At 73.5% G+C, this 24179-nt stretch carries 31 protein-coding genes; 15 read left to right on the top strand and 16 right to left on the bottom strand.

Annotated elements, in window-relative coordinates; all coding sequences use genetic code 11:
* Positions 1-13: 13 nt before the first annotated feature.
* A complete protein-coding gene (locus tag DEU32_RS02640; RefSeq protein ID WP_114849255.1) occupies positions 14-679 on the bottom strand; it encodes an SDR family NAD(P)-dependent oxidoreductase in 666 nt (221 codons plus the stop codon).
* Positions 680-812: 133 nt separating this feature from the next.
* Here DEU32_RS02640 and DEU32_RS02635 point away from each other — a divergent pair, with 133 nt between their 5' ends.
* Positions 813-2006: a sorbosone dehydrogenase family protein gene (locus DEU32_RS02635; RefSeq protein ID WP_258554758.1), complete on the top strand. Its 1194-nt coding sequence runs from the start codon at positions 813-815 to the stop codon at positions 2004-2006.
* A 151-nt stretch (positions 2007-2157) separates the two neighbouring features.
* Here the strand turns inward: DEU32_RS02635 and DEU32_RS02630 are convergent, their stop codons facing one another.
* Positions 2158-3129: an NAD(P)-dependent oxidoreductase gene (locus tag DEU32_RS02630; RefSeq protein WP_114849529.1), complete on the bottom strand. Its 972-nt coding sequence runs from the start codon at positions 3127-3129 to the stop codon at positions 2158-2160.
* Positions 3130-3248: 119 nt separating this feature from the next.
* Complete coding sequence (locus DEU32_RS02625) at positions 3249-3737, bottom strand: DUF4126 family protein (RefSeq protein ID WP_181819175.1); 489 nt, start codon at positions 3735-3737, stop codon at positions 3249-3251.
* A 101-nt stretch (positions 3738-3838) separates the two neighbouring features.
* Between DEU32_RS02625 and DEU32_RS02620 the strand changes: the two genes are divergently transcribed.
* From DEU32_RS02620 to DEU32_RS02610, 3 genes are all read left to right on the top strand, one after another.
* The gene (locus DEU32_RS02620; protein ID WP_114849253.1) at positions 3839-5530 is read left to right on the top strand and encodes a BCCT family transporter; all 1692 of its coding nucleotides are present in this window, start codon (positions 3839-3841) and stop codon (positions 5528-5530) included.
* Between the two features lie 73 nt (positions 5531-5603).
* Positions 5604-6245, top strand: a complete 642-nt coding sequence (locus DEU32_RS02615) for an SDR family oxidoreductase (RefSeq protein WP_114849252.1) — start codon at positions 5604-5606, stop codon at positions 6243-6245.
* A gap of 85 nt (positions 6246-6330) precedes the next feature.
* Entirely contained in the window at positions 6331-7047 is a 717-nt protein-coding gene (locus DEU32_RS02610; RefSeq protein ID WP_114849251.1) for an alpha/beta hydrolase, read from the top strand.
* 50 nt (positions 7048-7097) lie between these two features.
* Here DEU32_RS02610 and DEU32_RS02605 read toward each other — a convergent pair whose 3' ends face one another.
* Complete coding sequence (locus DEU32_RS02605) at positions 7098-7799, bottom strand: SDR family oxidoreductase (RefSeq protein WP_114849527.1); 702 nt, start codon at positions 7797-7799, stop codon at positions 7098-7100.
* 93 nt (positions 7800-7892) lie between these two features.
* On the opposite strand from DEU32_RS02605, the gene DEU32_RS02600 reads away from it, so the two are divergent.
* Both DEU32_RS02600 and DEU32_RS02595 read left to right on the top strand, forming a co-directional pair.
* Positions 7893-8282, top strand: coding sequence for a MerR family transcriptional regulator (locus tag DEU32_RS02600; protein ID WP_114849250.1), 390 nt, complete (start codon positions 7893-7895; stop codon positions 8280-8282).
* A gap of 137 nt (positions 8283-8419) precedes the next feature.
* The gene (locus DEU32_RS02595; RefSeq protein ID WP_114849526.1) at positions 8420-9223 is read left to right on the top strand and encodes a DNA-formamidopyrimidine glycosylase family protein; all 804 of its coding nucleotides are present in this window, start codon (positions 8420-8422) and stop codon (positions 9221-9223) included.
* 92 nt (positions 9224-9315) lie between these two features.
* On the opposite strand, the gene DEU32_RS02590 is transcribed toward DEU32_RS02595, so the two are convergent.
* Entirely contained in the window at positions 9316-9840 is a 525-nt protein-coding gene (locus DEU32_RS02590) for an AAA family ATPase (protein WP_114849249.1), read from the bottom strand.
* A 78-nt stretch (positions 9841-9918) separates the two neighbouring features.
* Between DEU32_RS02590 and DEU32_RS02585 the strand changes: the two genes are divergently transcribed.
* On the top strand, positions 9919-10320 hold the full coding sequence (locus DEU32_RS02585; protein WP_058740639.1) for an arsenate reductase ArsC: 402 nt from the start codon (positions 9919-9921) through the stop codon (positions 10318-10320).
* Between the two features lie 43 nt (positions 10321-10363).
* On the opposite strand, the gene DEU32_RS02580 is transcribed toward DEU32_RS02585, so the two are convergent.
* The 8 genes from DEU32_RS02580 to DEU32_RS02545 form a co-directional block, all read right to left on the bottom strand.
* Positions 10364-10750, bottom strand: coding sequence for a DUF1304 domain-containing protein (locus DEU32_RS02580; protein WP_114849248.1), 387 nt, complete (start codon positions 10748-10750; stop codon positions 10364-10366).
* Complete coding sequence (locus DEU32_RS02575) at positions 10747-11250, bottom strand: VanZ family protein (RefSeq protein ID WP_114849247.1); 504 nt, start codon at positions 11248-11250, stop codon at positions 10747-10749. Before DEU32_RS02575 ends, DEU32_RS02580 begins: the two co-directional genes overlap by 4 nt.
* A gap of 3 nt (positions 11251-11253) precedes the next feature.
* Positions 11254-11871 (bottom strand): CoA pyrophosphatase, encoded by a 618-nt coding sequence (locus DEU32_RS02570; RefSeq protein ID WP_114849525.1) that lies wholly within the window; start codon positions 11869-11871, stop codon positions 11254-11256.
* A gap of 65 nt (positions 11872-11936) precedes the next feature.
* Complete coding sequence (locus tag DEU32_RS02565) at positions 11937-12572, bottom strand: copper resistance CopC family protein (protein WP_181819174.1); 636 nt, start codon at positions 12570-12572, stop codon at positions 11937-11939.
* 25 nt (positions 12573-12597) lie between these two features.
* Positions 12598-13035 (bottom strand): ester cyclase, encoded by a 438-nt coding sequence (locus DEU32_RS02560; protein WP_114849245.1) that lies wholly within the window; start codon positions 13033-13035, stop codon positions 12598-12600.
* 194 nt (positions 13036-13229) lie between these two features.
* Entirely contained in the window at positions 13230-14150 is a 921-nt protein-coding gene (locus DEU32_RS02555) for a LamG domain-containing protein (protein WP_114849244.1), read from the bottom strand.
* Positions 14147-15031 carry a S26 family signal peptidase gene (locus tag DEU32_RS02550; RefSeq protein WP_114849243.1) on the bottom strand — a complete coding sequence of 295 codons (885 nt, stop codon included), beginning with the start codon at positions 15029-15031 and terminating at the stop codon, positions 14147-14149. The genes DEU32_RS02555 and DEU32_RS02550 overlap by 4 nt, the downstream gene beginning before the upstream one ends.
* A 285-nt stretch (positions 15032-15316) precedes the next feature.
* The gene (locus tag DEU32_RS02545) at positions 15317-15979 is read right to left on the bottom strand and encodes a hypothetical protein (RefSeq protein ID WP_114849242.1); all 663 of its coding nucleotides are present in this window, start codon (positions 15977-15979) and stop codon (positions 15317-15319) included.
* Between the two features lie 151 nt (positions 15980-16130).
* Between DEU32_RS02545 and DEU32_RS02540 the strand changes: the two genes are divergently transcribed.
* The 8 genes from DEU32_RS02540 (at position 16131) to DEU32_RS02505 (ending at position 22143) form a co-directional block, all read left to right on the top strand.
* On the top strand, positions 16131-16577 hold the full coding sequence (locus DEU32_RS02540; RefSeq protein WP_114849241.1) for a MarR family winged helix-turn-helix transcriptional regulator: 447 nt from the start codon (positions 16131-16133) through the stop codon (positions 16575-16577).
* A gap of 152 nt (positions 16578-16729) precedes the next feature.
* On the top strand, positions 16730-17659 hold the full coding sequence (locus DEU32_RS02535; RefSeq protein WP_114849240.1) for an NADP-dependent oxidoreductase: 930 nt from the start codon (positions 16730-16732) through the stop codon (positions 17657-17659).
* A gap of 7 nt (positions 17660-17666) precedes the next feature.
* The gene (locus DEU32_RS02530) at positions 17667-18632 is read left to right on the top strand and encodes a helix-turn-helix transcriptional regulator (RefSeq protein WP_114849239.1); all 966 of its coding nucleotides are present in this window, start codon (positions 17667-17669) and stop codon (positions 18630-18632) included.
* A gap of 95 nt (positions 18633-18727) precedes the next feature.
* Positions 18728-19738, top strand: a complete 1011-nt coding sequence (locus tag DEU32_RS02525) for a heavy metal-binding domain-containing protein (RefSeq protein ID WP_114849238.1) — start codon at positions 18728-18730, stop codon at positions 19736-19738.
* A gap of 24 nt (positions 19739-19762) precedes the next feature.
* Complete coding sequence (locus DEU32_RS02520; RefSeq protein ID WP_114849237.1) at positions 19763-20581, top strand: heavy metal-binding domain-containing protein; 819 nt, start codon at positions 19763-19765, stop codon at positions 20579-20581.
* Entirely contained in the window at positions 20578-21420 is an 843-nt protein-coding gene (locus DEU32_RS02515; protein ID WP_114849236.1) for a hypothetical protein, read from the top strand. The genes DEU32_RS02520 and DEU32_RS02515 overlap by 4 nt, the downstream gene beginning before the upstream one ends.
* On the top strand, positions 21417-21629 hold the full coding sequence (locus DEU32_RS02510; protein ID WP_114849235.1) for a hypothetical protein: 213 nt from the start codon (positions 21417-21419) through the stop codon (positions 21627-21629). Before DEU32_RS02515 ends, DEU32_RS02510 begins: the two co-directional genes overlap by 4 nt.
* Before the next feature lies 1 nt (position 21630).
* The gene (locus DEU32_RS02505; RefSeq protein WP_229666849.1) at positions 21631-22143 is read left to right on the top strand and encodes an RES family NAD+ phosphorylase; all 513 of its coding nucleotides are present in this window, start codon (positions 21631-21633) and stop codon (positions 22141-22143) included.
* A 211-nt stretch (positions 22144-22354) separates the two neighbouring features.
* Here the strand turns inward: DEU32_RS02505 and DEU32_RS02500 are convergent, their stop codons facing one another.
* Genes DEU32_RS02500 through DEU32_RS02490 form a run of 3 tightly spaced genes read right to left on the bottom strand, consistent with a single transcriptional unit; the run spans position 22355 to position 24155 of the window.
* Positions 22355-22876 (bottom strand): hypothetical protein, encoded by a 522-nt coding sequence (locus DEU32_RS02500; protein WP_147281396.1) that lies wholly within the window; start codon positions 22874-22876, stop codon positions 22355-22357.
* Between the two features lie 2 nt (positions 22877-22878).
* Entirely contained in the window at positions 22879-23514 is a 636-nt protein-coding gene (locus DEU32_RS02495; RefSeq protein ID WP_114849233.1) for a zinc ribbon domain-containing protein, read from the bottom strand.
* A complete protein-coding gene (locus DEU32_RS02490) occupies positions 23511-24155 on the bottom strand; it encodes a TetR/AcrR family transcriptional regulator (RefSeq protein WP_114849232.1) in 645 nt (214 codons plus the stop codon). The genes DEU32_RS02495 and DEU32_RS02490 overlap by 4 nt, the downstream gene beginning before the upstream one ends.
* Positions 24156-24179 lie beyond the last annotated feature (24 nt).

Below are 24179 nucleotides of genomic sequence, written 5' to 3'. Positions count from 1 at the left end.
GCCCGGCCCGGGGTCACTCGGGCAGGGGTTCCGCGTACGTCCGGAAGTCGCCGCGCTCGGAGTGGATCGTCCAGAGCTGCTCGGCGACGGCCGCCGACGAGTGCGCGTCCTGCCCGTCGTCGATGCCGAACGGGATGATGAGCTGGCCGACGTGCACGTGCTCCTCGGCCACGGCGTCGTGCAGGAGCTGCGCGTAGGCGCTCTCGCCCGCGAAGGCGACGGACGTGCCGGTCACGCGGGCGCCCGGACGGACCGCGCTGCCCCCGTTGACGAACAGGATCGTGCCGGTGCCGAGCGCACGCATGCCGGGGAGCACCTGACGGACGGCGTTCACCGAGCCGTAGACCGAGAACTCGACCGGGCCGACCAGGTCCTCGGCGGTCGTCTCGAGGACCGGTCGCATAAACTCCTTCGCCGGCAGCGGGCTGTACTGCAGGACCTCGATCGGGCCGAGCTGCTCGGTGGCCGCCTCGAGCGCGGCACGGAGCGAGTCGCCGTCCCGGACGTTCGCAGCGAAGCCCTTCGCGGTCACGCCGGACTCGCCGAGCTGTGCCGCGAGGGAGTCGAGACGGTCCTGGTTGCGCGAGATCAGGGCGACGGCGAAGCCCTCGCGTCCGAAGCGCTCGGCGACCGCGGCGCCGAGGCCCTTGCCGGCGCCGACGATGGCGATGGTGGTCATGGGTGGTCCTTCCGGAGGTGGTGTGCGCCCGACGGTAGGCCGACGTCCCGCGTCCTGGGAGGCACGGCCAGGAACCCTCAGGGCTTTCCCGCCTGCGTCGTGTGGACTCGGGGGACGAACCGGGAGGATCACCGTGGACACCACCCGCAGCACCCGCACGACCCGCAGCGCTCGCTCCGCCGGAGGCCGCGCCGGACGTCGGTCCGTCGGCCGTGCCCGTCGGTCGTGGTCCGCGGTCGGGCTGGTGGCGGCTGCGGCCCTGGCGCTCGTCGCCTGCTCGGACGGCGACCCCGACGGCACCGGTGGGACCGGCACGTCCGGCTCGAGCAGCGCCCCGTCCCGGACCAGCCCGGCGACCGCGGCGGCGACGACCGAGGTCGTGACCGGACTCGACGCTCCGTGGTCGGTCGTCCCCGTCGGCGACTCCGGCGACGCGCTCATCAGCGAGCGCGACTCCGCCCGGGTGCTCGAACTGCGGGCGGACGGCTCCACCCGCGAGGTCGGCACCGTCCCCGGCGTCCGGCACGGCGGCGAAGGGGGACTGCTCGGGCTCGCCCTGCACGACGGCGACCTGTTCGTCTACTCGACCGCCGACGACGGCAACCGCGTGCAGCGCTTCTCGCTGACCGGCGACACCGGCTCGTACCGGCTCGGCGACGCCACCACCGTGCTCGACGGCCTGCCCCGGAACACGTTCCACGACGGTGGCCGGATCGCGTTCGGCCCGGACGGCATGCTCTACGTGAGCGTCGGGGACGCCGGGGACCGGCCGGCTGCGCAGGACCGGGACTCCCTCGCCGGCAAGATCCTCCGCGTGACGCCGGACGGGGCGGTGCCGGACGACAACCCGTTCCCGGGCTCACCTGTGTGGTCGCTCGGCCACCGCAACGTGCAGGGCATGGGCTGGGCGGCCGACGGCACGATGTTCGCCGCGGAGTTCGGGCAGGACGCCTGGGACGAGCTCAACGTCATCGTCGCGGGGGAGAACCACGGCTGGCCCGAGGTCGAGGGCGTCGGCGGCGAGGACCGCGGCTTCGTCGACCCCGTGCAGCAGTGGGCGACCGACGACGCTTCGCCGAGCGACCTCGCCGTGATCGGTGACACCGTGTACGTCGCGAACCTGCGCGGCGAGTCCGTCCGGGCCGTGCCGGTCGCCGAACCCACGACGTCGACGGTGTCCTTCGCCGGCGAGTTCGGACGGATCCGCACGGTGCTCGCCGGTCCCGACGACACGCTCTGGTTCGTCACGAACAACACCGACGGCCGCGGCGACCCGCGGGACGGCGACGACCGCATCCTCTCGGTGCCGCTCCGCGAGCTCGACTGACGCAATCCGGCCAGCCCGACCGCCGTCGGGTGCGCAACTTCGCCGACGATGGAGCAGACGACGTCGGGCGCGCCCGGGCGACCCGACGTCTTCTGCTCCACCACGGGAGAAGTACCCGACGTCTTCTGCTCCGCCACGGCAGGAGCCGACGTCAGACCGTGGTGCCCGCTCCGACCTCGAGCCCACCGTGCTCGACCTGCCACCGCAGCGCGTCCCGCACCGTCTCCGAGGCCGTCCACGCCGGCGCGTAGCCGAGCACCCGCTCCGCCTCGGCGGTGCTGAACACCTGGCTGCGCGACAGGTGCTGCCAGCTCGCGTCGGCGTGCTCGGGAGTCGTGGTCTCGCGGAACCGGTCCCACGAGACGGACTCGAGCCGTGCCTCCCGGCCTCCCCACGACGCGACCAGCTGGGCGTACCCGCGCACGGTGAGCGCGGTCGGAGCCGTCGCGAAGAAGGCGCCGCCGGACGCGGCGTCACGCTGCTCGACCGCCAGCTGGAACAGCTGGGCGACGTCGTCGGCGTGCACGTGGGCCATCGCCTCCGCACCGAGGCCGGGCACCTCGACGGTCTCGCCCCGGGTCAGTCTCGTGACGACGGACGGGTCGAGGTTGCCGAGCGGGCCGATCGGCATCCACCCCGGTCCGCTGATGTGCCCTGGGTGGACGGACGTCGTGACGACACCACCAGAGGCGGTTTCTTCCTGCAGGAGCCGTGCGATCGCGTCCTTCTGGACGCCGTACTCGCCGAACGGCGGGGTCATCGTCGCCTCGGTGATCGGCAGGACGTGCGAGACGCCGGCCCGCCAGATCGAGCCGCAGTGCACCAGGTGCGTGCTGCTGCCGCGCAGCGCGCGGACGAGCTGTTCGGCGCTCTCGACGGTGAAGCAGACGAGGTCGACGACGGCGTCCGCGGCGAGCGCCGCGACCCGGTCGCCGAAGGTGCCGTCGCGGTCCTCCTGCTCCCGGTCCGCGACGACGCGCTCGACGCGCGTCCACTCCGGGGCGTCGGCGTACGGGGTGCTGGTGCCCCGCGACACGGCCACGACGTCGTGGCCGGCGCGGACGAGACGGGGGACGAGGAACGTGCCGATGTGGCCGGTGGCCCCGATGACGACGATGCGCATGGTGCTCACGCTAGGCGCGTCGCGTCGGCCCCGACAGGCCCTGTCCGTGCCCCACGGGACGGACGGGAGGCGCGGGGCGGGGTCCGCCACGCGCCTCCCGACCGACGGGCGAGCAGCGTTCAGGCGCTGCGGACGGCCCGGACCGAGCCGGCGATGACGGCGGCGTCCTCGGCGAGCGCGCCGACGGCGTCCGGCAGACCGGCGCCGCTGAGCGACTTCCGGGCGGCCCATCCGACGAAGCTGCCGACGACCGCGCCGATGCCGCCGAGGACCGCACCCTCGAGGCGCAGGTCGCGACGGCCGGTGGTGCCGAGCGCGGCACCGGCGAACGCGCCGGCGGCGATGCGGCCGACCAGCCCCATCGGGGAGATGCGGGCGGGAGCCTTCGGGGACTTGTCGCCGATGAGCTCACCGATCGCGGACGCGACGAGGAGACCGCGGCCGAGGGGCGTGCTGAACGCCTTCCACTGCTGCCAGTCACCCTTGACGGCCCTGTTGTCGTGGTTCAGGGCGAGGACGGCCAGCGGGGTGCTGCTCCGTCCGCCGCTCAGGACCCCGAGGGCGAGGCTCCGGACGAGGGTGTGCTGCTCGTGCTGCTGCTTGCTCATGACGCTCCTGTCGTGTCCCGTCGGACGGTACTCGCGCGTCGCCGCGCGTTCGTTCCCTGTGCATCCAGACAGGGAGCAGGCCGGGCGTGCACGATGGGCCGATGGCAACGACGAGACCACCCGCCGCTGACCCCGCGACCACCACGCCGCCGCCGACCGGGGTCGCCCGGTGGGTGTTCTGGCCCGCCGCCGTGCTCGTGCTCGGGTTCGTGGGATGGACGCTCGTCGCTCCCGCATCGGCCGAGGCGGTGTTCGCCACCCTGCAGCGCGGCATCGTCCGGAACTTCAGCTGGTACTACGTCCTCGCCGCGGCGTTCTTCGTCGCGTTCGCGCTCTTCGTCGGCTTCAGCCGGTTCGGGGACATCAAGCTCGGCAAGGACCGGGACGAACCGGAGTTCTCGACCCGGTCGTGGTTCTCGCTGCTCTTCGCGGCGGGGATGGGCATCGGACTCGTGTTCTACGGCGTCTCGGAGCCGCTCAGCCACTTCGCCTCGCCGCGCCCCGGGGTCTCCGGGTCGGAACAGCACCTGGCACAGGAGGCCATGACGCAGACCTTCCTGCACTGGGGGCTGCACGCCTGGGCGATCTACGTCGTGCTCGGGATGGCCCTGGCCTACGCGATCCACCGCCGCGGCCGTCCGGTGTCGATCCGGTGGGCGCTCGAGCCGCTCCTCGGTCGACGGGTACGCGGCGGCTGGGGCAACGTCATCGACGTCGTCGCACTCATCGGCACGCTGTTCGGCGTCGCGACGTCGCTCGGCCTCGGCGTGCTGCAGATCGGAGCCGGGCTCGAGAGCGCGGGCATCGCGGAGAGCACCACCGTCAGCCAGATCGCGATCATCGCCGTGATCACCGCCCTGACGATCGTGTCGCTCGTCACCGGCGTGGCGAAGGGCATGAAGATCCTGTCGAACCTCAACCTGCTGCTCGCCGCCGCGCTCCTGGTCTTCGTGCTCGTCGTCGGACCGACGCAGTACCTGCTCCGCGACTTCGTGCAGTCCATCGGCGCGTACCTGCAGAACGTCGTCGGGCTGTCCTTCAACGTCACCGCCCAGCAGGGCTCCGCGGGCGAGGAGTGGCAGGGCGCCTGGACGACGTTCTACTGGGGCTGGTGGATGTCGTGGGCGCCGTTCGTCGGCATCTTCATCGCCCGGGTGTCGAAGGGCCGGACGGTCCGTGAGTTCGTGTTCGGCGTCCTGCTCGTCCCGACGCTCCTGACCTTCCTGTGGTTCGCGGTGATGGGCGGCGCGGCCATCCACCGCGAGGTCTCCGGTGGCGGGGGACTCGTCGGCGCCGACGGCTCGGTCGACGTCGAGGGGTCGCTCTTCACGCTGCTCCGCGACCTGCCGGCCGGTGTCGTCCTGACGTTCGGGGCGATCATCCTGATCGGGATCTTCTTCGTGACCTCGTCGGACTCCGGGTCGCTCGTGATGGCGATGATCGCGTCGGGCGGGCAGCTCGAGCCACGGAACCGGCTGCGCGTGTTCTTCGCGCTCGTGACGGCGTTGCTCGCGGTGGCGCTGCTCCTGACCGGTGGGCTCGACGCGCTCAAGACGGCGGCGATCACGACCGCGCTGCCCTTCAGCGTCGTGCTCCTGCTGACGTGCTGGTCGCTCGTGATCGCGTTCCGGCGGGAGCGACGCGTGTACGACCGGGCGGAGCGCGAGGTCCTGCTCGAACGCATCGGCGAGCACTACGGGCTCGAGGTCGAGGCGCCGAGCGAACGGACCCCGGCGGCCGGGCCGTGGTCGTCGGTCCGTCGGCGCCTGCGGCGGCGCACCTCCACCGACTGACGACGGGGCGCGCGGCCTGCGGGGGACCACGCGGTGCGGGTCGCTCGGAGCCGGTCCGCGTACCGTCCGCGGCATGAGCGACATCATCCTGTTCGGCGGCCACGGCAAGGTCGCCCTCCTCGCGACCCGCATCCTCACCGACCGGGGCCACCGCGTCACCTCCGTCATCCGCAACCCGGAGCAGGAGGACGACGTCCGTGCCCACGGCGGGGAACCCCGCGTCGCCGACGTGCAGCAGCAGTCCCTCACCGACCTCGAGGACCTGGTCCGCGGGCACGACGCCGTCCTCTGGTCGGCCGGAGCCGGTGGCGGTTCGGTCGACCGGACGTGGGCGATCGACCGGGACGCCGCGGTGCTCTCGGTGCAGGCCGCGGCACGCGCCGGGGTCGACCGGTACGTGATGGTCTCGTGGTCCGGGTCGCAGCTCGACCACGGGGTCCCGCAGGACCAGGACTTCTTCGCGTACGCCCAGTCGAAGATGATCGCCGACGCCGTGCTGCGCGACTCCGACCTGCAGTGGACCGTGGTGGCGCCGAGCACGCTGACCGACGACGAGTCCACGGGCCGGGTCGACTGGGACGGTTCGTCGTCGCAGGTGGCACGCGCGGACGTCGCGCACGTGGTGGCGGACGTGCTCGAGGACCCCTCGACGGCCGGTCGGACGATCCGCTTCAACGGCGGCGCGACCCCGATCGCGGACTTCCTGCGCGGCTGACGGGGTCGACGGGGTCGACCCCCGCTCGGTCGCTGTCAGCGAACGGACCGGACGACGGCCGAGGCGGGTGCCTACCTTCGGCACCATGACCTCGACCGTCGTCTTCGTCCACGGTGCCCTCGTCCGCGACGGTGCGTGGTGGTGGCAGCTGACCGCCGACCTGCTCCTCGAGCGGACGGGGAGCCCGAGCGTCGCCGTCGCCCTGCCGTCCTGCGGCGAGGTGCCCGGCACCCCCGGCTCCGGCAGAACCGACGCCGACCTGGCCGCCGACGCCGCCGCCCTCCGCGCCGTGCTCGACGCCCACCGGGACGTCGTCCTCGTGGGGCACTCGTACGGCGGGACGGTCATCGCCGAGGCCGGCACCCACCCGGCCGTCCGGCACGTGGTCCTGGTGTCGAGCTACACGCCGCCGGTCGGGGCGACGCAGGGCTCGATCATGGGCGCGGAGCCCGATCCGGTGGCGATCCGTGTCGAGGACGGCCGCATCGCCCTCGACGGGTACGACGTCGACACGTTCGGCGCGCGCTTCCTGCAGGACGGGGACGCGGCGACCCAGCGCGACGCGTTCGCCCGGACCACGACGCAGGCGGCCGCCGCCTTCGGGACGCCGACCACCCGGGCCGGTTGGGCGGACGTCCCGTCGACGGCGCTCGTGTGCACCGAGGACCGCAGCACCACCCCCGGCCTGCAGCGCGAGCACGCCGCCCGCGCCTCGGACGCGGTGGAGCTCCCGACCGGGCACCACCCGTTCGTCACCCGCCCGGACCTGGTCGTCGACGTGCTCGCACCGCTGGTGGCCTGACCACGCGGTCCCGGGGGCGGCGCAGGCTGACGGGGCCGGCCGGCTCGTGCTCAGGCGAACTGCTGGTAGAACGCCTCCGGCTCGTGCTGCAGCGACGCCTTGACCCCGCGGCTCCACTCGTCGACCAGGACCTCGGCGACGCCGCGCTCGACGCCGTCCAGGGACGCCCGTGCGACCTCGGCCGGGTCGATCATCGGTCCCTCGTACCCGGCCATGATGTCGGTGTCCGCCGCCCCGAGGTGCAGCCCCTGCACGGTGACGCCCGAGCCGACGAGCTCGAGCCGGACCGCGTTGGTGAGGTTCCACTCCGCGGCCTTCGCGGCCGCGTACGCCCCGGACCCGGGGTACACGAACCACGACAGGGCGGACAGCACGTTGACGATCGCCCCGCCGCCGTTCCGCTCGACCACCGGCGCGAACGCCCGCAGCACCGAGAGCGTGCCCCAGTAGTGGGTGTCCATCTCGCGGCGGGCGTCGGCGAGGTCCCCGCGCAGCAGCGACCCGGTCGTGGAGATGCCCGCGTTGTTCACGAGCAGGGTGACGTCCGGTGCCGCAGCGGCCGCGGCGGCGACCGATGCCTCGTCGGTGATGTCGAGCGGCAGCACCTCGACGCCCGGGACGTCGACCAGCTCGGGACGGCGGGCGGTCGCGTAGACCTTGGCCGCGCCGCGCTCGAGCAGCTGTTCGGCGAAGCGGCGGCCGATGCCCCGGTTCGAGCCCGTGACGAGTGCGACGGATCCGGCGATGTCCATGGTGTCCTCCTGCCGGGCGGGCACTTCCCGCGGCGGCTCGGCTACGCTAAGACCTCACATCAGTGTCAGGTGCAAGCCCGGATCGGAGAAGACGTGCGCATCGGTGACCTCGCGGCGGCGACCGGGGTGAGCGTCCGTTCCCTGCGGTACTACGAGGAGCAGGGCCTGCTGACCGCGGTCCGCACGGCGGGCGGTCAGCGCACCTACACGGAGTCGTCGATCGACCGGGTGCGCCTGGTCCAGCAGCTGTTCGCCGCCGGCCTGCCCAGTCGGACCGTGGTGCAGCTACTGCCCTGCGTCGACGCGGGGCGGGCGACGCCGGAGACCTTCGCCCTGCTCGTCGCCGAGCGGGACCGGATCACGGCGCAGCTCGCCGAGCTCGAGGCCGCGCGCGCCCGGTTGGACGAGGTCATCGCGATCACCGAGCACCCCACCCAGGAGCACTGCCCGGCACTCCGGACCCCGCAGACCACCGCCGCCTGAGACCCGCCGCCGTCTCGGTGGAGCAGAAGACGTCGGGCGCCGGTCGAGCACCCGACGTCTTCTGCTCCATCACGGGCAGGACGAACCGACCCACCGCACGCGGTCCCGGTGTCGGCGGCCGGGACTACCGTCGCCGCATGCCCGAGGGTGACTCCGTCCACCGACTCGCGGCACGCCTCCGCGCGGTCGACGGCGCCCGTGTCCGCTCGGGCGAGCTCCGCGGGGGCGACGCGACCGGCACCCCGCTGACCGGCCGCCGGATCACCGGGCACGCGACCCACGGCAAGCACCTGCTCACCCGGTTCGACGACGGCACCACGCTGCACACCCACATGCGGATGACCGGTTCGTGGACCGTGACCGCCGCAGGGCGCCGGCTCCCCGTGCACGCCGCGCAGCAGGCCCGGGTGCGGATGGCCCTCGAGGACGGCCGGACCGTCTGGGGCCTCGACCTGCCCGTGGTCGAGCTGCTGCCGACCCGCGACGAGCACCGCGCCGTCGGGCACCTCGGGCCGGACCTGCTGCACGACGACCTCGACCGCGTCGAGGCCGTCCGCCGCCTGACCGCCGATCCGGGCCTGCCGGTGCGCCGTGCCCTGCTCGACCAACGTCGGGTCGCCGGACTCGGGAACCTCTGGGCGAACGAGCTCGGCTTCGTCCGGGGCCTGCACCCGGACCGCCCGATCGGCACCGTCGACGTCCCGACGCTGGTGGACACGGCGCAGCGGATGCTCCGGCACTCGGCGACGGTCCCGGACGCGTACCAGGTGACGACCGGTGTCCTCCGCCGCGGCGAGCGGCACTGGGTGGTCGGCCGGGCGGGACGACCGTGCCTCCGCTGCGGGACGAGCGTCCGGGCACGGGACGACGTCGAGGTGGTCGGCTCCCCACCGCGGCGGGTGTGGTGGTGCCCACGCTGCCAGCCGGCCGTGTCCACCTGACCGGCTCCGATCCTCCAGGCCGACGGCCGGACCGACGGCCGGATCGACGGACCGACGGACCGACGGGTCAGCCGCCGGATCAGCCCACCGGCTCAGCCCGCCGCGACGCTGCGCGCGATCTCGCGCGCGACCTCCTCCGGTGCGCGCCCCACCGTCGACACGACCTGGGCCGCGTCGTGCAGCCAGGTGCGCGCCGCCTCGGCGTACGGCGCGAGCCGGCTCATCCGGAAGAGCGAGTAGCCCACGACGGTGTCGCCCTCGATCCGCGCCCGCAGCGTGTCCTGGTCGGCGTCGAGGACCACGTGCCGGACCGGCACCCGACGCGCCGCGAACCCGTCCGCGATCTCTCGCCAGTACGCCTCGACCAGGACCGTCTGCGGCAGCACGAGCGTGCCCCCGACGTGGTCCAGCAGCCGGGTCGCGGTCTCGACGACGAGCGGTCGCCACGGGGCCCAGTGCTGGAAGTCACCGTGGTCGGGCAGCGGCGGCCGCACGTCCATCAGGACCTCGCCGATCTTCTCCGGGTCGAGCACGCGCGCGTCCGGCAGGAGCGGCTGCAGCAGCCGCGCCGTCGTGGTCTTGCCCGCCCCGTGGGTGCCGTTGATCCAGACGATCACGTCGCGGACGCTACCGCACCCCCCTGCCTGGAGGCGCGGTGCACCCCCGCCCCGCCGCTTCCGCGGCAGGATGGTCACGTGACCGACACCAAGCCCGCCGTCCTGTTCGTCTGCGTCCACAACGCCGGCCGCTCCCAGATGGCCGCGGGGTGGTTGCGGCACCTGGCGGGCGACCGGGTGGACGTGTTCTCGGCCGGGTCGGAGCCCGCGGACCGGCTGAACCCCGTCGCGGTGCAGGCGATGGCGGAGCAGGGCATCGACATCGCCGGCGCCGAGCCGGCGGTCCTGACCACCGACGCCGTGCGGCAGGCGGACGTCGTCGTGACGATGGGGTGCGGGGACGCGTGCCCGGTGTTCCCCGGGAAGCGCTACGAGGACTGGGCGCTCACCGACCCCGCCGGGCTGCCGCTCGAGCAGGTGCGCCCGGTACGGGACGAGATCCGGGGCCGGGTCGAGGCGCTGCTCGCGTCGCTGGACTGAGCGGGGGCGCCCGGGCTGCGCTCGTGCTCCTGGCTGCGCTCGTTCAGACGAGTGCGGCGACGCCGAGCGACAGCAGCGCGAGGAGCGGGAAGGCCCCCTGGGTGCTCGCCGCTCGGCGCTTCGAGGCGTCGCTCGCGAACAGCACGACGGCGGCCCCGAGCATGCTCGCCGTGCCCGCGACCACGAGCGTGAGACCGACCGCGGTGCCGCCGGCGGCGACCACGACGACGCCGACGATCACGAGCACCGCGAGGAACAGGTTGTAGAAGCCCTGGTTGTACGCGAGCTGCCGGGTGGCCTGGGCTTCCTCGGCGGTCGTGCCGAAGGTGTTCCGGGCGCGGGGCGTGGTCCAGAGGACGGACTCGAGCGCGAAGATGTACACGTGCAGGAGCGCTGCGAGGGCGGCGAACACGAGCGCGACGACGGTCATGCCACGACCCTACGACCACGGGCGCACCGGCGGCGGACCACGGTCAGAGCGGCGAACGCGAGGAGGCCGCCGACCACGGCACCGATGGTGTTCGTGACCCAGTCGCCGGTGTCGCACGCCCGGCCGATGCCGAGCACGACGGCCTGCAGCGCCTCGATGCCAGCGGACAGTCCGCTCGCCGCCGCCACGGCCACCAGCGGGTGCCGCCAGCGGATCCCGGCCAGGAACGCCGGCGGCACGAACAGCAGCACGTTCGCGACGGACTCCGCGGCGGTTGGCGACAGGTACGGCAGCCCCACCGAGCACGTCGCCGCCGGCGAGGGGTCACCGTCCGGGTACAGCGTCAGCCCGAGCACCGCCAGCGTCGCGAGCACGAGCAGCACCGTCGTTGTCCGCGGCGTCCGCGCGAGCAGCACTCCGACGAACGGTGCGACGACCACCACCGCGACCAGGACGACGAAGGCCGCCCACGGCACGCCGGCGAGCACGGTCGACAGCACGGGTCAGCGCTCCGTCGGCAGCGGCAGCTCGCGTGACCGGTCCCACGGCTCGGTCCAGCCGAGGCGGTCGAACAGCCCGTCGAGCAGCATCGCCGTGAAGCCCCACAGCGTGTGGACGCCCTGCTCCGAGTGCACCGCGAACGCCGGCCCGCGCCACTCCCGGCCGTCGCGGCGCAGGACCGTCACCCCGCGGACCGCCGGGTCGAGCAGGTCCGCGACGGGTGTCCGGAAGACCGCTGCGGACTCCCGTTCGTCGACGACCCGCACCGGCGACGGTGCGCGCCACCAGCCGAGCACCGGCCGCACCAGGTGGTTCGAGTGCGCGAGCGGGACGGCGGGCAGGGTCCCGAGGACCTCGACGCCCGCTGGGTCGAGCCCGGTCTCCTCGCGGGCTTCGCGCAGTGCCGCTGCAGGGGCGTCCGCGTCGCCGGGGTCGAGCCGTCCGCCGGGGAAGGCGACCTCGCCGGGGTGCGATCGGAGCGTCGAAGCACGGGCGAGCAGCAGGACGTCGAGGTCCCGGTGCACGGCCTCGGCCCGCGCCGGACGGGTGCTCGGGACGTGGTCGAGTTCGCCGAAGAGCATGAGCACGGCCGCTGCGCGCGGGTCGGCCGTCGTCGGCATGACCGGGGCGATCGGGGCCGGGTCCGCAGCGAGGGCGGCGAGCGCGGCGCGGGCGGCGGCTGCCGTCACCGGTCGTCCTCGGCGGTGGGCGCCGGGCCGCGCCGGCGCTGCACCAGGCGGGTGACGAGCACGGCGAGCAGGGCGACGACGACGAGTCCGGCGAGCAGCCAGATCGTCGTGGCGGCGCCGTGCTGGTGCGCCGCGGGGGCCTGCGCCTCCGCGACCTCCGTGGCGGTGGCCGACGGTGACGGGCCGACGGCGGGAGTACCGGCCGTGGCCGACGAAGACGGCGCCGACGCGGACGGCGCCGGCGCCGTCGCCGTCGCCCCGGTCGACGTGAAGGCGTACTCGCCCGAGATCGGGTGCCCGTCGACGGACACGCTCCGCCAGCGCACCTGGTACACCCCGGCGTCCGTCAGGTCCACCGCGGTGCCGATGGTGTTCCCGTCGGTGCTGACGTCCCCCCGCGCGTGCTCGCTGCCGCCGGCGTCGGTCACGCTGATCACGATCCCGCTCTGCAGGCCGGACAGCGGCGGCTCCGACAGGGTCAGGGTCACCCGGTCCAGGTCGCCGGACACGGACGCGTCCGCCGCGGGGTCCGAGGACACCAGGACGTCGTGCGCCGACGCGGGTCCCGCGCCGAGCACCACCGGCAGGGTCGCAGCGACGAGGACGGAGGCGAGGAGGACCCGGAGACGCACGAGCGCGAGCGTACCCGAGTGCTCGTCAGTCCTTGCTGACGAACTGCACGTCGGACGCTCCGAGCTGCAGCTGCTCCTCGATGCCCTGCTGATCCGTCGAGCCCCACCGCTCCGCGATGCGACCGTCGACGAACTTCGACACCTGGATGCCGCGGACCTCGAAGGAGCGGCCGGTCGGCTCGTGCCCCTGGAACGGTCCGGTGTGGGTCCCGCGGATCGTGAAGACCGCGGTCACGAAGTCGTCGGTCACGACGAGCGGGTCGGCCTCGAGCGTGACGTCGGGGAAGGCGGCCGTGAACTCCTGCCAGAAGTCGACGATCCCCTGCAGGCCCGGCGCCTGACCCGGCGCGGGATCGTGGTCGACGACGTCCTCGTGCCACGCCTCGGCCATGCGGCCCCAGTCACGTGCCTCGAGGATGCCCCCGAGCGTCTCCTGCGTGGCGGTGTTCGCTTCCTTGCTCATGGGTGGTTCCTCCGTGTGGATCGGTGAGGTTCCTTGGTACGCGCGCCGCCCCGGAGGACACGGAGCGTCCGCGGGACGGCTGTCCGGTCGGCGCACCGGCCCACGGTGGTGCGCGACGGACGGACGGGAGGCGCGTGGCGGGCCGGCCACGCGCCTCCCGTCCGGTCGCGGCCCGGTCGGCGAACGCCGCGGTGTCAGCGTCCGGCTGCCGCGTGCGCGGCGACCTGCGCCGCGGTCAGCTCCGTGCCGTAGACGGCGGCGAAGCGCATCGAACCGGTGAAGGAGTAGTTGGACGGCGAACCGGGCCAGTACGCGATCGTGTCGTACCCGATCTTGAAGTACCCGGTGGCGTTCTCGGGCTGGGTGTAGGCGGCGTTCGACGCGACGAGCGATCCGTCCAGGTACAGCCGCATCCCGTTCCCGGGCGACATCGTCGACACGACGTGGTGCCACGCGCCGTCGGTGACGGTCTGCGGCGACGTGATCGTCTGCGTCGTCCCGTTGTAGGCGCCGAAGACCAGCTGCCCTGACGGGTTGATCCAGGTCTGGCGGTCGTGCTGGCCGGAGGTCCCGGTCTGGCTGCTGCCGAAGCCGATGAGCAGGCCGCCGGCGACCGTGGTGCGGAACCAGACCTCCTCGCTGAAGGTCGTCGGGTTGGTGTACGCGCGGGGCGTCGACACGAAGCTCGTCGAGCCGTTGAGCACGTACGCGGTCCCGGTGTCCCGGACGCACCCGTTCGGGTTCGGCGTCGCCGCGACCATGCTGCCCTGGTAGGTGCCGTTCGCGGCCTTGCCGGACGCGTCGGCCGCGGTCCGGGACCCGGAGACCTCACCGAGCCGGTAGGCGAAGAGCGCACCGGAGGCGTCCGCGCTGACCGCACCGGCGCAGGTGAAGTACGGCGCCGTGCCCGCGGTGTTCGTGGAGTCCGTGACGACCGCGCTGTACGCCGAGCGGGTCGGCGCGAACTGGTTGAGGAGCACCACGGCTGCGAGCGCCACCACGAGCAGCACCGCGACGAGTCGGCCGTCGCGCAGGCGCCGGAGCGCGGGCTGGCGCAGCCGCAGGAGCGCGAGCGGGCGACGGCGGACGCGCGGGAGGGCGTGCAGGCCCGTCATGATGCACGCACCGTCTCGACGCGGCCGACGGCCAGGCAGAGGACGAGCGGGACCAGGCACACGGCGATGAGCGCGGCCCAGCCGACCGGGTCGAGGTCGATGTTCGACGTCATCTGGTAGTGCCCGTTCTCTGTGAGCTCGTGGATGACCACGCGGCCGACCTGCCCGTCGACGAGGTGCAGGGTGTTGCCGCCGTGCGCCTCGACCCGGACGGGGAAGACACCGGAGGAGACGATGGTCGCCTCGACCCCGGCGGGGCTGGACGTGTTCGTGATCGTCGTCACGTTGACGAAGGGCTTGAGGACGAACGCCGCGTACGACGCGGTGAGCGCGCCGCCGGCGATGCGCAGGCTGCTCCGGGTGACCCGGTCGGTGAAGACGCTCGTGACGGTCCACACGAGCAGGGTGCCGATGAGCAGGATCGGCGCGGCGCGGAAGAGCCAACCGAGGTGCGGGACGAGGAGCGCCGGCGAGCCGATCACGTCGGCCTGGCCGAGCGTCCACGGGTCGGTCGCGCCGTTGATGTCGCCGCGGGTGTGGAGCCCGCCGTGGGCGTCGATCGCGATGATGCGGTGCGTGTAGACGACGCCCCGGTTCGCCGCGGTCTCGAAGGACACGACGTCCCCGACGTGCAGGGTCGAGACGTCCACCGGCAGGTCGAGCACGAGGGTGCCGACCGGGGCGGCCTCGCCCATCGAGGGGGTCTCGACGACGAACCAGCGACCGCCGGCGGCGAGGAACAGGACCGCGGCGCCGAGCAGCAGGGCCGCGACGACCGCGACCGTCCAGGCGGCGACCGTCTCCGAGCGGCTGGTCTGCCGACCGCGCAGGAACGGGCGGTCGAGCGTTCCGCTGAGCGGGAGGGCTGCGGTCTGGCTCATGCGCTGCTCCGATCGGACGAGACGTGGCGTGACGTGGTGCGAGGTGGCGTGGGGTCACGCGGCGGTGGTGGACGGGGGAGGCGGTGCCCGACCGGATGGGGGGATCGGTCGGACACCGCCGGGGGTGGGTCCCGGTGGGGGACCGGGAGGCCGGTCGCGGCGCCGGGTGTCGTGCGCCGCTCCCGGGGTCGGGATGCTGGTCGGGTCGGAGCTGCGACCTGGTCGGGCCGGGGACCAGGCCCGGGCCCGGGCCCGGGATCAGGGCGGGACCGGACCGGAGCCGGATCAGGCCGTGAACGTCCAGGTCATCGGGACGGACGCCGCGAGGCCCTGGTAGGTGTTGCCGGCGCTGCTGTCGAGCGTGACGGCGAAGTTGAACGGCACCGCGGCACCGGCGGCGGGGGCCGGCGGCATCGTGAAGGCGGAGGCGGCCGCGCCCTTGAAGCTGGCGAGGGTGCCGCTGAAGACGGTGGTCGAGCCCGAGGTGATGACGAGGTTCATCTTGGCGCAGAGGTCGGTCGCGGTGCCGTTCTGCGCGCCGTTGTTCGACTGCGTGCAGGTCGCGCCCGGGGTGAGCGTGAAGGTTGCCGCGTTCGCGGTGCCGGTGTTCTTGATCGAGATCGCGGTGTTGACGGTGTTGCCCGGCGTCATCGTCGTGCTGCCGCCGAACTTGTTGATCGTCGAGCAGGTCGCGGCGTTGGTGGACACCGAGCCGCCGTCGGTGCTGAGACACGTGACGGTGGCTCCGGCGTTCTGCTCCTGCATGACGAGCGTGCCGGACGCGGCGGAGTTGCCGCTGTTCGTGATGCTCGCGGCGAACCCGGAGAGGGTGCCGGTGAGCGAGAGGGAGAGCAGGACGGCGGCGAAGAGGCCAGCGACGAGGGCCACGGGGGCGAAACGGACCCGCTTCATCGCGGAGGTGCGGAGCTTGGACACGGTGTACCTCATCGGTTCGGTTGGTGTTCGGAAGAAGGTGAAGCACGTGGTTCGGGCCGACTTGCTTCACTCATCAAGATAATCAACCATTAACCAACTTGGCCAGTCGTACACTTACCCCAGAGCGGGGGACGCCGTCCCCCTCCGACGAGACGAGACCCGAGTGGCACCCTCCACGGACGCCGACCTGATGGCCGCCTTCGCCGCCGTCGTCCGCGCGAACACGAGCCTGGTCGGCGAGCTGAGCGCACGCGCGGGGATCCACGAGAACGCCCTGCGGGCGCTCGTGCTCGTCAGCGACACGGGGTACTCGACCCCGACCGAGGTCGCGGGCTACCTCGGGCTCACGTCCGGTGCGGTGACGAACATGATCGACCGGATGAGCGCGGCCGGTCTGGTCGAGCGCGCACCGAACCCCTCGGACCGGCGCGGGTCGCTCCTGCGGCTGCTCCCCGACGGTGAGGCCGTCGTCGACGACTACCGCGCGCGCTACGGCGCGATGCTGCGCACCGTCGACGGATCGCACGGCGGCGAACTCCACCAGGTCCTCAACGACCTGGCGACCGGCCTGTACGACCAGGCGGCACACGCGATGGGTGACCGCGGGTAGGCGGTCCGGTCCAGGTCCGGACGGGAGGCGCATGGCGGCATCGCCACGCGCCTCCCGTCCGTTCCGCTGTCATCTGTTGCTTCGAACTCGAAGCAGGTGTACCGTCACTGTCAGATGCTTCGAACTCGAAGCACATGACGGAAGGCGCCACCATGAAGGCAGTCCGGTTCCACGAGGTCGGCGGACCCGAGGTCCTGCGGGTCGAGGACGTCCCCGTCCCGCAGCCCGCCGCGGGCGAGGTCCGCGTGCAGGTCGCAGCATCGGCGTACAACGCCGCGGACAACGGCATGCGGGGCGGGTTCCTCCCGATCCCCGTCGTCCTGCCGCACGTCCCCGGCTACGACGTCTCGGGCACGGTCGACGCGCTCGGCGACGGCGTCACCGGGCTCACCGTCGGCGACGCGGTCGTCGGGTTCCTCCCGATGGAGCGCGACGGCGGTGCCGCGGAGTACGTCGTCGCCCCGGCCGAGGCCCTGGTCCCCGCCCCGACCAGCATCCCGCTCGTCGACGCCGCGGCCCTGCCGTCCGTTGCTCTCACCGCGTGGCAGGCCCTCGTCGACGACGGGCACGTCACGGCCGGACAGCGCCTGCTCGTCGTCGGTGCCGGCGGGGTCGTCGGCAAGTACGCGGTCCGGCTCGCGAAGCGCCTCGGGGCGCACGTCGTCGCGACCGCGAGCCCGCGGAGCGGAGCGGCCGTCCGCGCCGCCGGCGCCGACCAGGTCGTCGACCACACCACCACCGACCTGCACGACGCGGTCGACCGACCGGTGGACGTGCTCCTCAACCTCGCGCCGATCGACCCGCAGGACTTCGCGGCGCTCGTCGCGCTCGTCCGCGACGGCGGCACCGTCGTCAGCACCACGGCGTTCATGGCCACCCCGGGCGACGACGACCGCGACGTCCGCGCGGCGACGGTGTTCGTCCGGCCGGACCGCGGTCGCCTGACCGAGCTGGTGTCCCTCGTCGACGCCGGGGAGCTCGACGTCGAGGTCACGCGGCGCATCCCGCTCGACGAACTCCCGGCCCTGCACGCCGAGGGCGCCGCGGGTCGGATCGCGGGCAAGGTCGTCGTGCTGTCATGATGCCGTCATGTCCACGATGCCGGAGCAGGGGGAGCCCCGGTCCTTCCGTCGCTTCCACGTCGAGGCGATCAGCGAGGACCGCGGGGACGAGCTCGACGGCATCTACGGGATCAGCGGCGGGGTCGACAGTGCGCTCGAGACCTTCCGCTACGTCGGGGCGGGCGACGCCGACGTGTCCATGCGGGGCGCCGAGGTCGAGGGGACCCGGGCCGGACGCATGGACGCTCGCGCCGAGCACATCGTGTTCTGGATCGGCGACGGCAGCGCCGTGGTCGAGGACCTGGGCGACGGGTCCCGGCTCCACCCCGTCCCCGGACACCCCTACGTGCTCTCCGCCTCGTCGTCGTACGCGTTCGAGACCGACACCCGCAAGATCACGATCCTCCACCTGTCCGACCGGGTGCTCCGGGCGGCGCTCGCCCGCCGCGGCCGGTTCGTCCGGGGCCCGCTCGTGTTCGGCCAGCAGCCGGACATCGAGGTCGCCCTCGGACCGCTCCGGGCGATCATCCGGACCCGGGCGCCCCAGGTCATGGACGGCCGCATCGACGAGGACCAGCGCCTCGCCCTGAACGCCGAGATCGCCGACGCGGTCATCGACGCCTTCCCCCTCGTCGACGCCGAGGAGCCCGAGCCCACCACGAGTGCCGCGCGGGCCGCCGCCTGGCTGCGCGACCACGCACAGCAGGCGGTGACGCTGCGGGACGTCGCGGACGCCGTCGGCCTCAGCGAACGCGGGGTGCAGAGCGCGATGCGTCGGGCCTACGGGGAGTCCCCGATGGAACGGCTCCGGGCCGAGCGCCTCGAGGGAGCCCACCGCGACCTCGTGGCGGGGGGCGAGGGCGTCCGGGTCGCGGAGACCGCCCGGCGGTGGCACCTGACGCACCTCGGTCGGTTCGCGGCCTCGTACGCCGAGCGCTACGGCGAGCAGCCGAGCGAGACCCTGCGCCGGGCCCGACAGCGCAGCGCCGACTGAGACTGTCGACAGCCACCGACTGACCCGGCCCCGGCGGTGCCAGGCTGAGCGACGTGCGGCATCCGACGCACGACGGCCTCCCGGGGGTGGTGCGCATGGCGACCTGGTCCGACGGTCTCCCACCGGCCGCGCACGCCCGCGCCGCCCGCCAGCGGGAGAGCGGTGTCGCCGGCTCGCTGCTGTCCGCTCCCGGTGCCGCGGCGATCGGTTCCGTCGCCCTGCAGCCCGTCGGCGAGGTCTTCGGTTCCCTGGTCGTGCAGCTCGGCTGGGCCGGCGGCGGCTGCGGCATCTGGGCGACGGCGTCCCCGTTCGGCCCCGGTAGCGGGAGCGGGATGGGCGCCCTCGGCCGCGGGATGCTCGGCGGCTGGACGTCGCCGGTGCTCACCACGGGTGGCCGCGGTGGGCGGAACGCGGGCTTCGGCGCGTACGTGCAGGCCTTCGCGCGGGCGTGGCACGGCGCCCACGACCGGATGGTCGCCGAGGCCGGGTTGCTCGCCGCCGACGGCGTGGTCGGCGTGCAGGTCCGGCGCCGCCGGCTCGACGGGCAGATCTGGGAGTTCACCGCCGTCGGCACCGCCGTCCGGACGCTCGACACGTCCGTCAGCCCACGAGCGGGAGGACGCGGCGCGCGGACCGGAGCACCCGGTCCGTGGACAGCCGGCTTCTCGGCCGAGCACACCACGGCCCTGCTGCAGTCCGGGTACGTCCCGCGCGGCATGGCCCTGGGGCTCTCGGTGTCGACGAAGCACGAGGACGCGCTCCTGCAGCAGCAGCGCTCGACGTGGGCCGGCAACACCGAGGTCGACGGCCTGACCCACCTGCTCGAGGCCGCCCGGGACGACGCCCGGCAGCAGCTCACCCGTCGCGCGGGCACCCTCCGCGCCTCGGACCTGGTCGTCACCGGCAGCTCGGTCGGCGAGTTCGAGACCTCGTGCGGGGACGAGGTCGACCTGCACGCCGAGGCGCTGTTCATCGGCACGGCGATCGCTCCCGGACCGATGCACGCGTTCCGTGACCGCTCCGCGCAGGCCGTCACCCGGCGCGACGTCACGTCCGTCATCCCGCTGACCGACCCTGGCGTCCGCTCCGCATCCCGACACCGCTGAACCCGACCCACGAGAGGCCCGACCATGAGCACCCCAGACCTCGGCAGCGTGCCGCTCCCCGCGGACGCCACCGCCCGGCTCGCCGACGGCGCGGGACGGCTCTTCACCTCGGACCTGTCCGTGAACGAGTTCCTGCTCGTCCGCCAGGCCGGCTTCCGCCCGGTCGGCCTCGTCCTGGGCTCGAGCGTGTACCACGTGGGCATCCAGACCGGGCGCTGGACCAAGAACATGGAGCTCGACAAGCTCAGCCAGGCGATGTACCACGCCCGCGAGCTCGCGATGACCCGGATGGAGGCCGAGGCCGACCGGCTCGGCGCGGACGGCATCGTCGGGGTCCGGCTCGAGATCGAGTTCAAGGAGTACGGCAACGACCTCGCCGAGTTCATCGCCGTCGGCACCGCCGTCGTCGCGGACGCCCCGCCGCCCACGGGCACGTGGCGGAACGCGAAGCGCCTGCCGTTCACGTCCGACCTGTCCGGGCAGGACTTCTGGACGCTGATCCAGGCCGGCTACGCCCCGCTCGGCCTGACGATGGGCACCTGCGTCTACCACATCGCCCACCGCGGGATGATGGCGTCGATGACGACCTTCGGGATGAACACCGAGATCCCGCAGTACACCGAGGCGCTCTACGACGCGCGGGAGCTCGCGATGGGCCGGATGCAGAGCGAGGCCGAGCACCTGGCCGCCGAGGGCATCGTCGGCGTGCAGCTCCTGTCGCTCCCGCACCGCTGGGGTGGCCACACGACAGAGTTCTTCGCGATCGGCACCGCGGTGCGCTCGCTCCGTCCCGACCACGTCATCGAGACCCCCACGCTCGTGCTGCCCCTCACCGATCGATGACCGACGGACCGATCGCACCCCTCGATGCCGGTGACGACCCGCAGGCGCTGCTCGACGGACTCGCCACCGCAGCCGTCCGTGCCCTGCCGCCGGCGGTCGTCGACCAGGTCCTGGCGGTCGACCGCAGCCGATCGCTCGGCGACCGCCTGGCCGGCCGACCCGGCGCCGTCCGCTCGCTCCGCCTGACGGGCGCGAGCGAGACGCTCACCCTGCAGCTCGACGGCCGACGACTCGTCACCGAGGCCGCCCAGGTCTCCAGCGGGGTCACCATCGCCCGGCGGCAGCCGCCCCTCGGGGCCTGGCTCGGCCTGTTCGCGGGTGAGGTCGCGGCGGTCGCCGCGGACGCGGCCGGCGACACGGCGGCGGTCGCCGCATCACTCGGGAGGCTCGGCATCCGGACCGTCGACGCGTTCCGTGTCGCGGATGCGGACGTCCCACGCGGACTGGCCGCGCTGTCGGCGGCGGCCGCCACGCGCCTCCCGGCCGATGCCGCGACCACCGTGGGCCGCATCGTGGAGCTGCTCTCCGACGCGCTGGCGCGCGTCGCCGGTGACCTGGCGAGCGACGCGGAGGTCGTCGTCACGCGCACCGCGACCGTCTACCTGCCGGACACGCTCCGGGCGTACGCGGCGCTGCCCGCGGACTGGGCGGCGACCCACCGGCTGTCCGACGGGTCCACCCCGCTCGAGGCGCTTCGGCGGCAGCTCGACGCGCTCGAGGCCGCTGCCCGGGGGATGCGCGATGCGGCCGTCGGGCGGGACGCGGCGGCGGTCGTGGTGAACGGGCGGTTCCTGGCGGACCGGTTCCGGGCTGCGGACCAGGGGTTGGAGCTGCGGTGAGCGGGGACGACCTGCGACGGGTCGGGGAGCGGACCTGGACCGTGCGCTACCGGATCCCGCTCGCCGTCGTGACCGGGCTCCTGGCGGCGTGCTGCTTCGTCGCCCTGATCGCCGGGGGATCGGTCGGGCCGTGGGTCGGCGGGAGCGGGCTCGTCCTGCTGGTCGCGTGGGTCGTCGTGTTCCGGGTGCTGTACCGACGCGGGTACTGACGTGACCGCTGCGATGACGGGCGATGTGCCGTGGGCTCTCGGACCCGCAGTCCGGGGGACGTTCCACCGCGCGGTCGACCCGCGGTTCCACGACTCCGTGCTCGCCGGGTCCCGTCTGCCCGGCCGGTACTCGCGTGCGGACGAACCGACCCTCTACCTGAGTTCCTCGGTCGACGGGGTCGAGGCGGCGATGATCGCGCACCGGGACGCACGGGCGCGAGAGCCCGCGATCGTCGCGGTCGATGTCGAGGCGACCCGGATCGTCGACCTGCGGGACCCGCTGGTCCTCGCGCAGCTGGGGATCGACCTCGCCGACGCGACCGCGCCGTGGCAGGAGGTCGTCGCCGCAGGGGGAGTGCCCTCGTCGTGGTCGGTCCGCGACCGCCTGGTCGAGGCCGGGGCCCACGGCCTGATCGACCCGTCCCGGAAGCGACCAGGGCTCTGGCACCTGGTGTTGTTCCGCTGGAACGAGCCCGGGGCGCCGACCGTGCGATTGCTGACCGAGGACGGCTGAAGCAGCCGAACGGCGTGAAGTGGTGGAGCGCTCCGGAAATCGAACCAGACGAGGTCCCCCGATAGGGACGCGCCCCTCGTACGTCATGAACAGTACCGGAACGATCGGGGCGGAGCTGGTGACCGCCCGTGTGACGGTGCCGGGAGCTGATGCCTCTCGAAGGAAGGGACTGGGATCGGAGCCAGAACCGGGGGCGTCGACCGGTCCCGCTTCACTGTGTCGTCATGCACGTCTGCAGCACCCACGCCAGGAACGCCCGGTACTCGGCGTCGCTCGCGGCGGCCCGCATCGCGTCGGACTGCAGGAACCGCGGATCGGTCCCGACGTCGGACACCTTGCTCTCGGGCGGGAAGGTCCGGAGGATCGCGACCGTCTCGTCGGCCGCAGCGGCGAACTTCTCGGCTCCGGCGGAGACATCGGAATCGGCATCGGGGACCGGGAGGAGCGCCCGGGTCGCCTCGGCCTGCCGCTGTCGAGCCGTGATGTCCCCGGCGACGTCGCCCTGCACGGCTTCCGCTGCCGCGGCGTTCGCGGCGCAGAAGGACGCGACGCGCTCGTCGTCCGAGGCAGCGGTGGCCGAGGAACCAGCGGCAGACGGTGTGGACGACGCACTCGTCGAGGCGCGGTGCGTGGTGCCGGTCGGCCCGTCGTCCGCACCAGTCCCGGCGCATCCCGAGAGCCCGACGACCAGACCGACCGCGACGACGAGCAGGCTCCCGGTCCGCAGAGCCATCGTCAGGCAGCCGTCCCGCACTCTGCGCAGAACCGCGCGTTCGGCGCCAGGTCCGTGCCGCAGCCGGAGCAGGCGCGGGTGGTCACCAGGGATACGCCGCACTCGACACAGAACTTCCCGCCGCGGGACTGCGCACCGCACGACGGGCACCTCGGCTGCGCCTGCTGGGACAGCGGGGTGCTCCCGACCAGGTCGACGGACTCGAGCCGCTGCTGCATCTGGCTCCGTCGGGCCTCCGCCTGCAGCCGGGCGAGCTCCTCGACGACGACCGGCGAGCACCGGACGCACTGCCCGACGTCGGTGTTCCAGCAGCCGTCGCCGCAGACCCAGTCACCGCAGCCGCGGCACTGGTGGAAGCGGGGCGCGATCTCGGCGGTCGCCGTGCGGAGCGCCGCGTCCTTCGCCGGTGAGTTCGTCCCGCGGTCGAGCAGCCGGTCCGCCATGTAGCCCGCCTGGGCGAGTGGGCCGCCCAGGAACCCGCTGAGTCCGCGGGCGAGCTTCTGTCCGGTCGAGCGAAGGTCACGCTGGAAGGCGGACCGGAAGCCGTTGCCGCAGCGCTCGCAGCGGAACTCGAACTGGAAGCCGTCCTCGTTGGAGAGGTCGGTGACGTTGTCGGTGAACGGGACGTGTTCGGTCATCTCGGTCCTGCTTCAGTCGGTGGACGGGTGGGGACGGTCGGTGCGGTCGGTGCGGTCGGTGCCGTCGGTGCTGTCGGTGCCGTCGGTGCGGTCGGTGCGGTCGGTGCGGTCGGGCCGAGGATCGCCGCGACGACGGCCAGGACGTCGGCGTCCTCGGATGAGCCGGCGGCGTCCATCAGGAGCAGGTTGTTGATGAGCATCCCGCGGCTGAGGAACGCAGCGGTCTCCGGCACCGTCGCACCGGAGGCCCGTACGGCCGCGGTGATCTCCCGGAACAGGCGCCGCGCCTCCTCGGCGATCGCGGGTTCCGCCGGTGCCGCGGAGAACGCGTGGGCGTGCACGAGCACGGCCGACAGGTCCGTGCGGACGAGCCGCATGTACGCCGCGCCCAGCCGTGCCGGGTCGAATCCGTCACGACCGGCGGCGCGGAACGCGGCCACGATGCGCGCACCGGCGTGCGCGTGTGCACGGAGGAACAGCTCCCGCTTCGAGCCGAAGGCCTGGATGACGTACGGCTGCGAGACGCCCATCTCCGCAGCGACTTGTGCGGTGGTCGTGCCGAAGTACCCACGAGCGGCGAACGCCGACACCGCGGCGGCGAGCAGTTCGTCGTTCCGAGCAGGGAGACGCCGCGCGTTCATGCTGGGGCGGCCCTCCCGTCGGGT

The sequence above is a fragment of the Curtobacterium sp. AG1037 genome (genome assembly GCF_003349855.1).
In the GTDB taxonomy this organism is placed as follows: Bacteria; Actinomycetota; Actinomycetes; order Actinomycetales; family Microbacteriaceae; genus Curtobacterium; species Curtobacterium citreum.
The sequence above is the reverse complement of the archived record's forward strand: the minus strand, read 5'-3'. Positions and strand labels throughout refer to the sequence as shown.

Excerpts from the sequence above, each read along its gene's own strand:
- DEU32_RS02640 (WP_114849255.1), bottom strand. The coding sequence starts at position 679 with ATGACCACCATCGCCATCGTCGGCGCCGGCAAGGGCCTCGGCGCCGCG.
- DEU32_RS02630 (WP_114849529.1), bottom strand. The coding sequence starts at position 3,129 with ATGCGCATCGTCGTCATCGGGGCCACCGGCCACATCGGCACGTTCCTC.
- DEU32_RS02625 (WP_181819175.1), bottom strand. The coding sequence starts at position 3,737 with ATGAGCAAGCAGCAGCACGAGCAGCACACCCTCGTCCGGAGCCTCGCC.
- DEU32_RS02620 (WP_114849253.1), top strand. The coding sequence starts at position 3,839 with ATGGCAACGACGAGACCACCCGCCGCTGACCCCGCGACCACCACGCCG.
- DEU32_RS02615 (WP_114849252.1), top strand. The coding sequence starts at position 5,604 with ATGAGCGACATCATCCTGTTCGGCGGCCACGGCAAGGTCGCCCTCCTC.
- DEU32_RS02610 (WP_114849251.1), top strand. The coding sequence starts at position 6,331 with ATGACCTCGACCGTCGTCTTCGTCCACGGTGCCCTCGTCCGCGACGGT.
- DEU32_RS02605 (WP_114849527.1), bottom strand. The coding sequence starts at position 7,799 with ATGGACATCGCCGGATCCGTCGCACTCGTCACGGGCTCGAACCGGGGC.
- DEU32_RS02595 (WP_114849526.1), top strand. The coding sequence starts at position 8,420 with ATGCCCGAGGGTGACTCCGTCCACCGACTCGCGGCACGCCTCCGCGCG.
- DEU32_RS02580 (WP_114849248.1), bottom strand. The coding sequence starts at position 10,750 with ATGACCGTCGTCGCGCTCGTGTTCGCCGCCCTCGCAGCGCTCCTGCAC.
- DEU32_RS02570 (WP_114849525.1), bottom strand. The coding sequence starts at position 11,871 with ATGCCGACGACGGCCGACCCGCGCGCAGCGGCCGTGCTCATGCTCTTC.
- DEU32_RS02560 (WP_114849245.1), bottom strand. The coding sequence starts at position 13,035 with ATGAGCAAGGAAGCGAACACCGCCACGCAGGAGACGCTCGGGGGCATC.
- DEU32_RS02555 (WP_114849244.1), bottom strand. The coding sequence starts at position 14,150 with ATGACGGGCCTGCACGCCCTCCCGCGCGTCCGCCGTCGCCCGCTCGCG.
- DEU32_RS02550 (WP_114849243.1), bottom strand. The coding sequence starts at position 15,031 with ATGAGCCAGACCGCAGCCCTCCCGCTCAGCGGAACGCTCGACCGCCCG.
- DEU32_RS02545 (WP_114849242.1), bottom strand. The coding sequence starts at position 15,979 with ATGAGGTACACCGTGTCCAAGCTCCGCACCTCCGCGATGAAGCGGGTC.
- DEU32_RS02535 (WP_114849240.1), top strand. The coding sequence starts at position 16,730 with ATGAAGGCAGTCCGGTTCCACGAGGTCGGCGGACCCGAGGTCCTGCGG.
- DEU32_RS02530 (WP_114849239.1), top strand. The coding sequence starts at position 17,667 with ATGTCCACGATGCCGGAGCAGGGGGAGCCCCGGTCCTTCCGTCGCTTC.
- DEU32_RS02525 (WP_114849238.1), top strand. The coding sequence starts at position 18,728 with ATGGCGACCTGGTCCGACGGTCTCCCACCGGCCGCGCACGCCCGCGCC.
- DEU32_RS02520 (WP_114849237.1), top strand. The coding sequence starts at position 19,763 with ATGAGCACCCCAGACCTCGGCAGCGTGCCGCTCCCCGCGGACGCCACC.
- DEU32_RS02515 (WP_114849236.1), top strand. The coding sequence starts at position 20,578 with ATGACCGACGGACCGATCGCACCCCTCGATGCCGGTGACGACCCGCAG.
- DEU32_RS02500 (WP_147281396.1), bottom strand. The coding sequence starts at position 22,876 with ATGGCTCTGCGGACCGGGAGCCTGCTCGTCGTCGCGGTCGGTCTGGTC.
- DEU32_RS02495 (WP_114849233.1), bottom strand. The coding sequence starts at position 23,514 with ATGACCGAACACGTCCCGTTCACCGACAACGTCACCGACCTCTCCAAC.
- DEU32_RS02490 (WP_114849232.1), bottom strand. The coding sequence starts at position 24,155 with ATGAACGCGCGGCGTCTCCCTGCTCGGAACGACGAACTGCTCGCCGCC.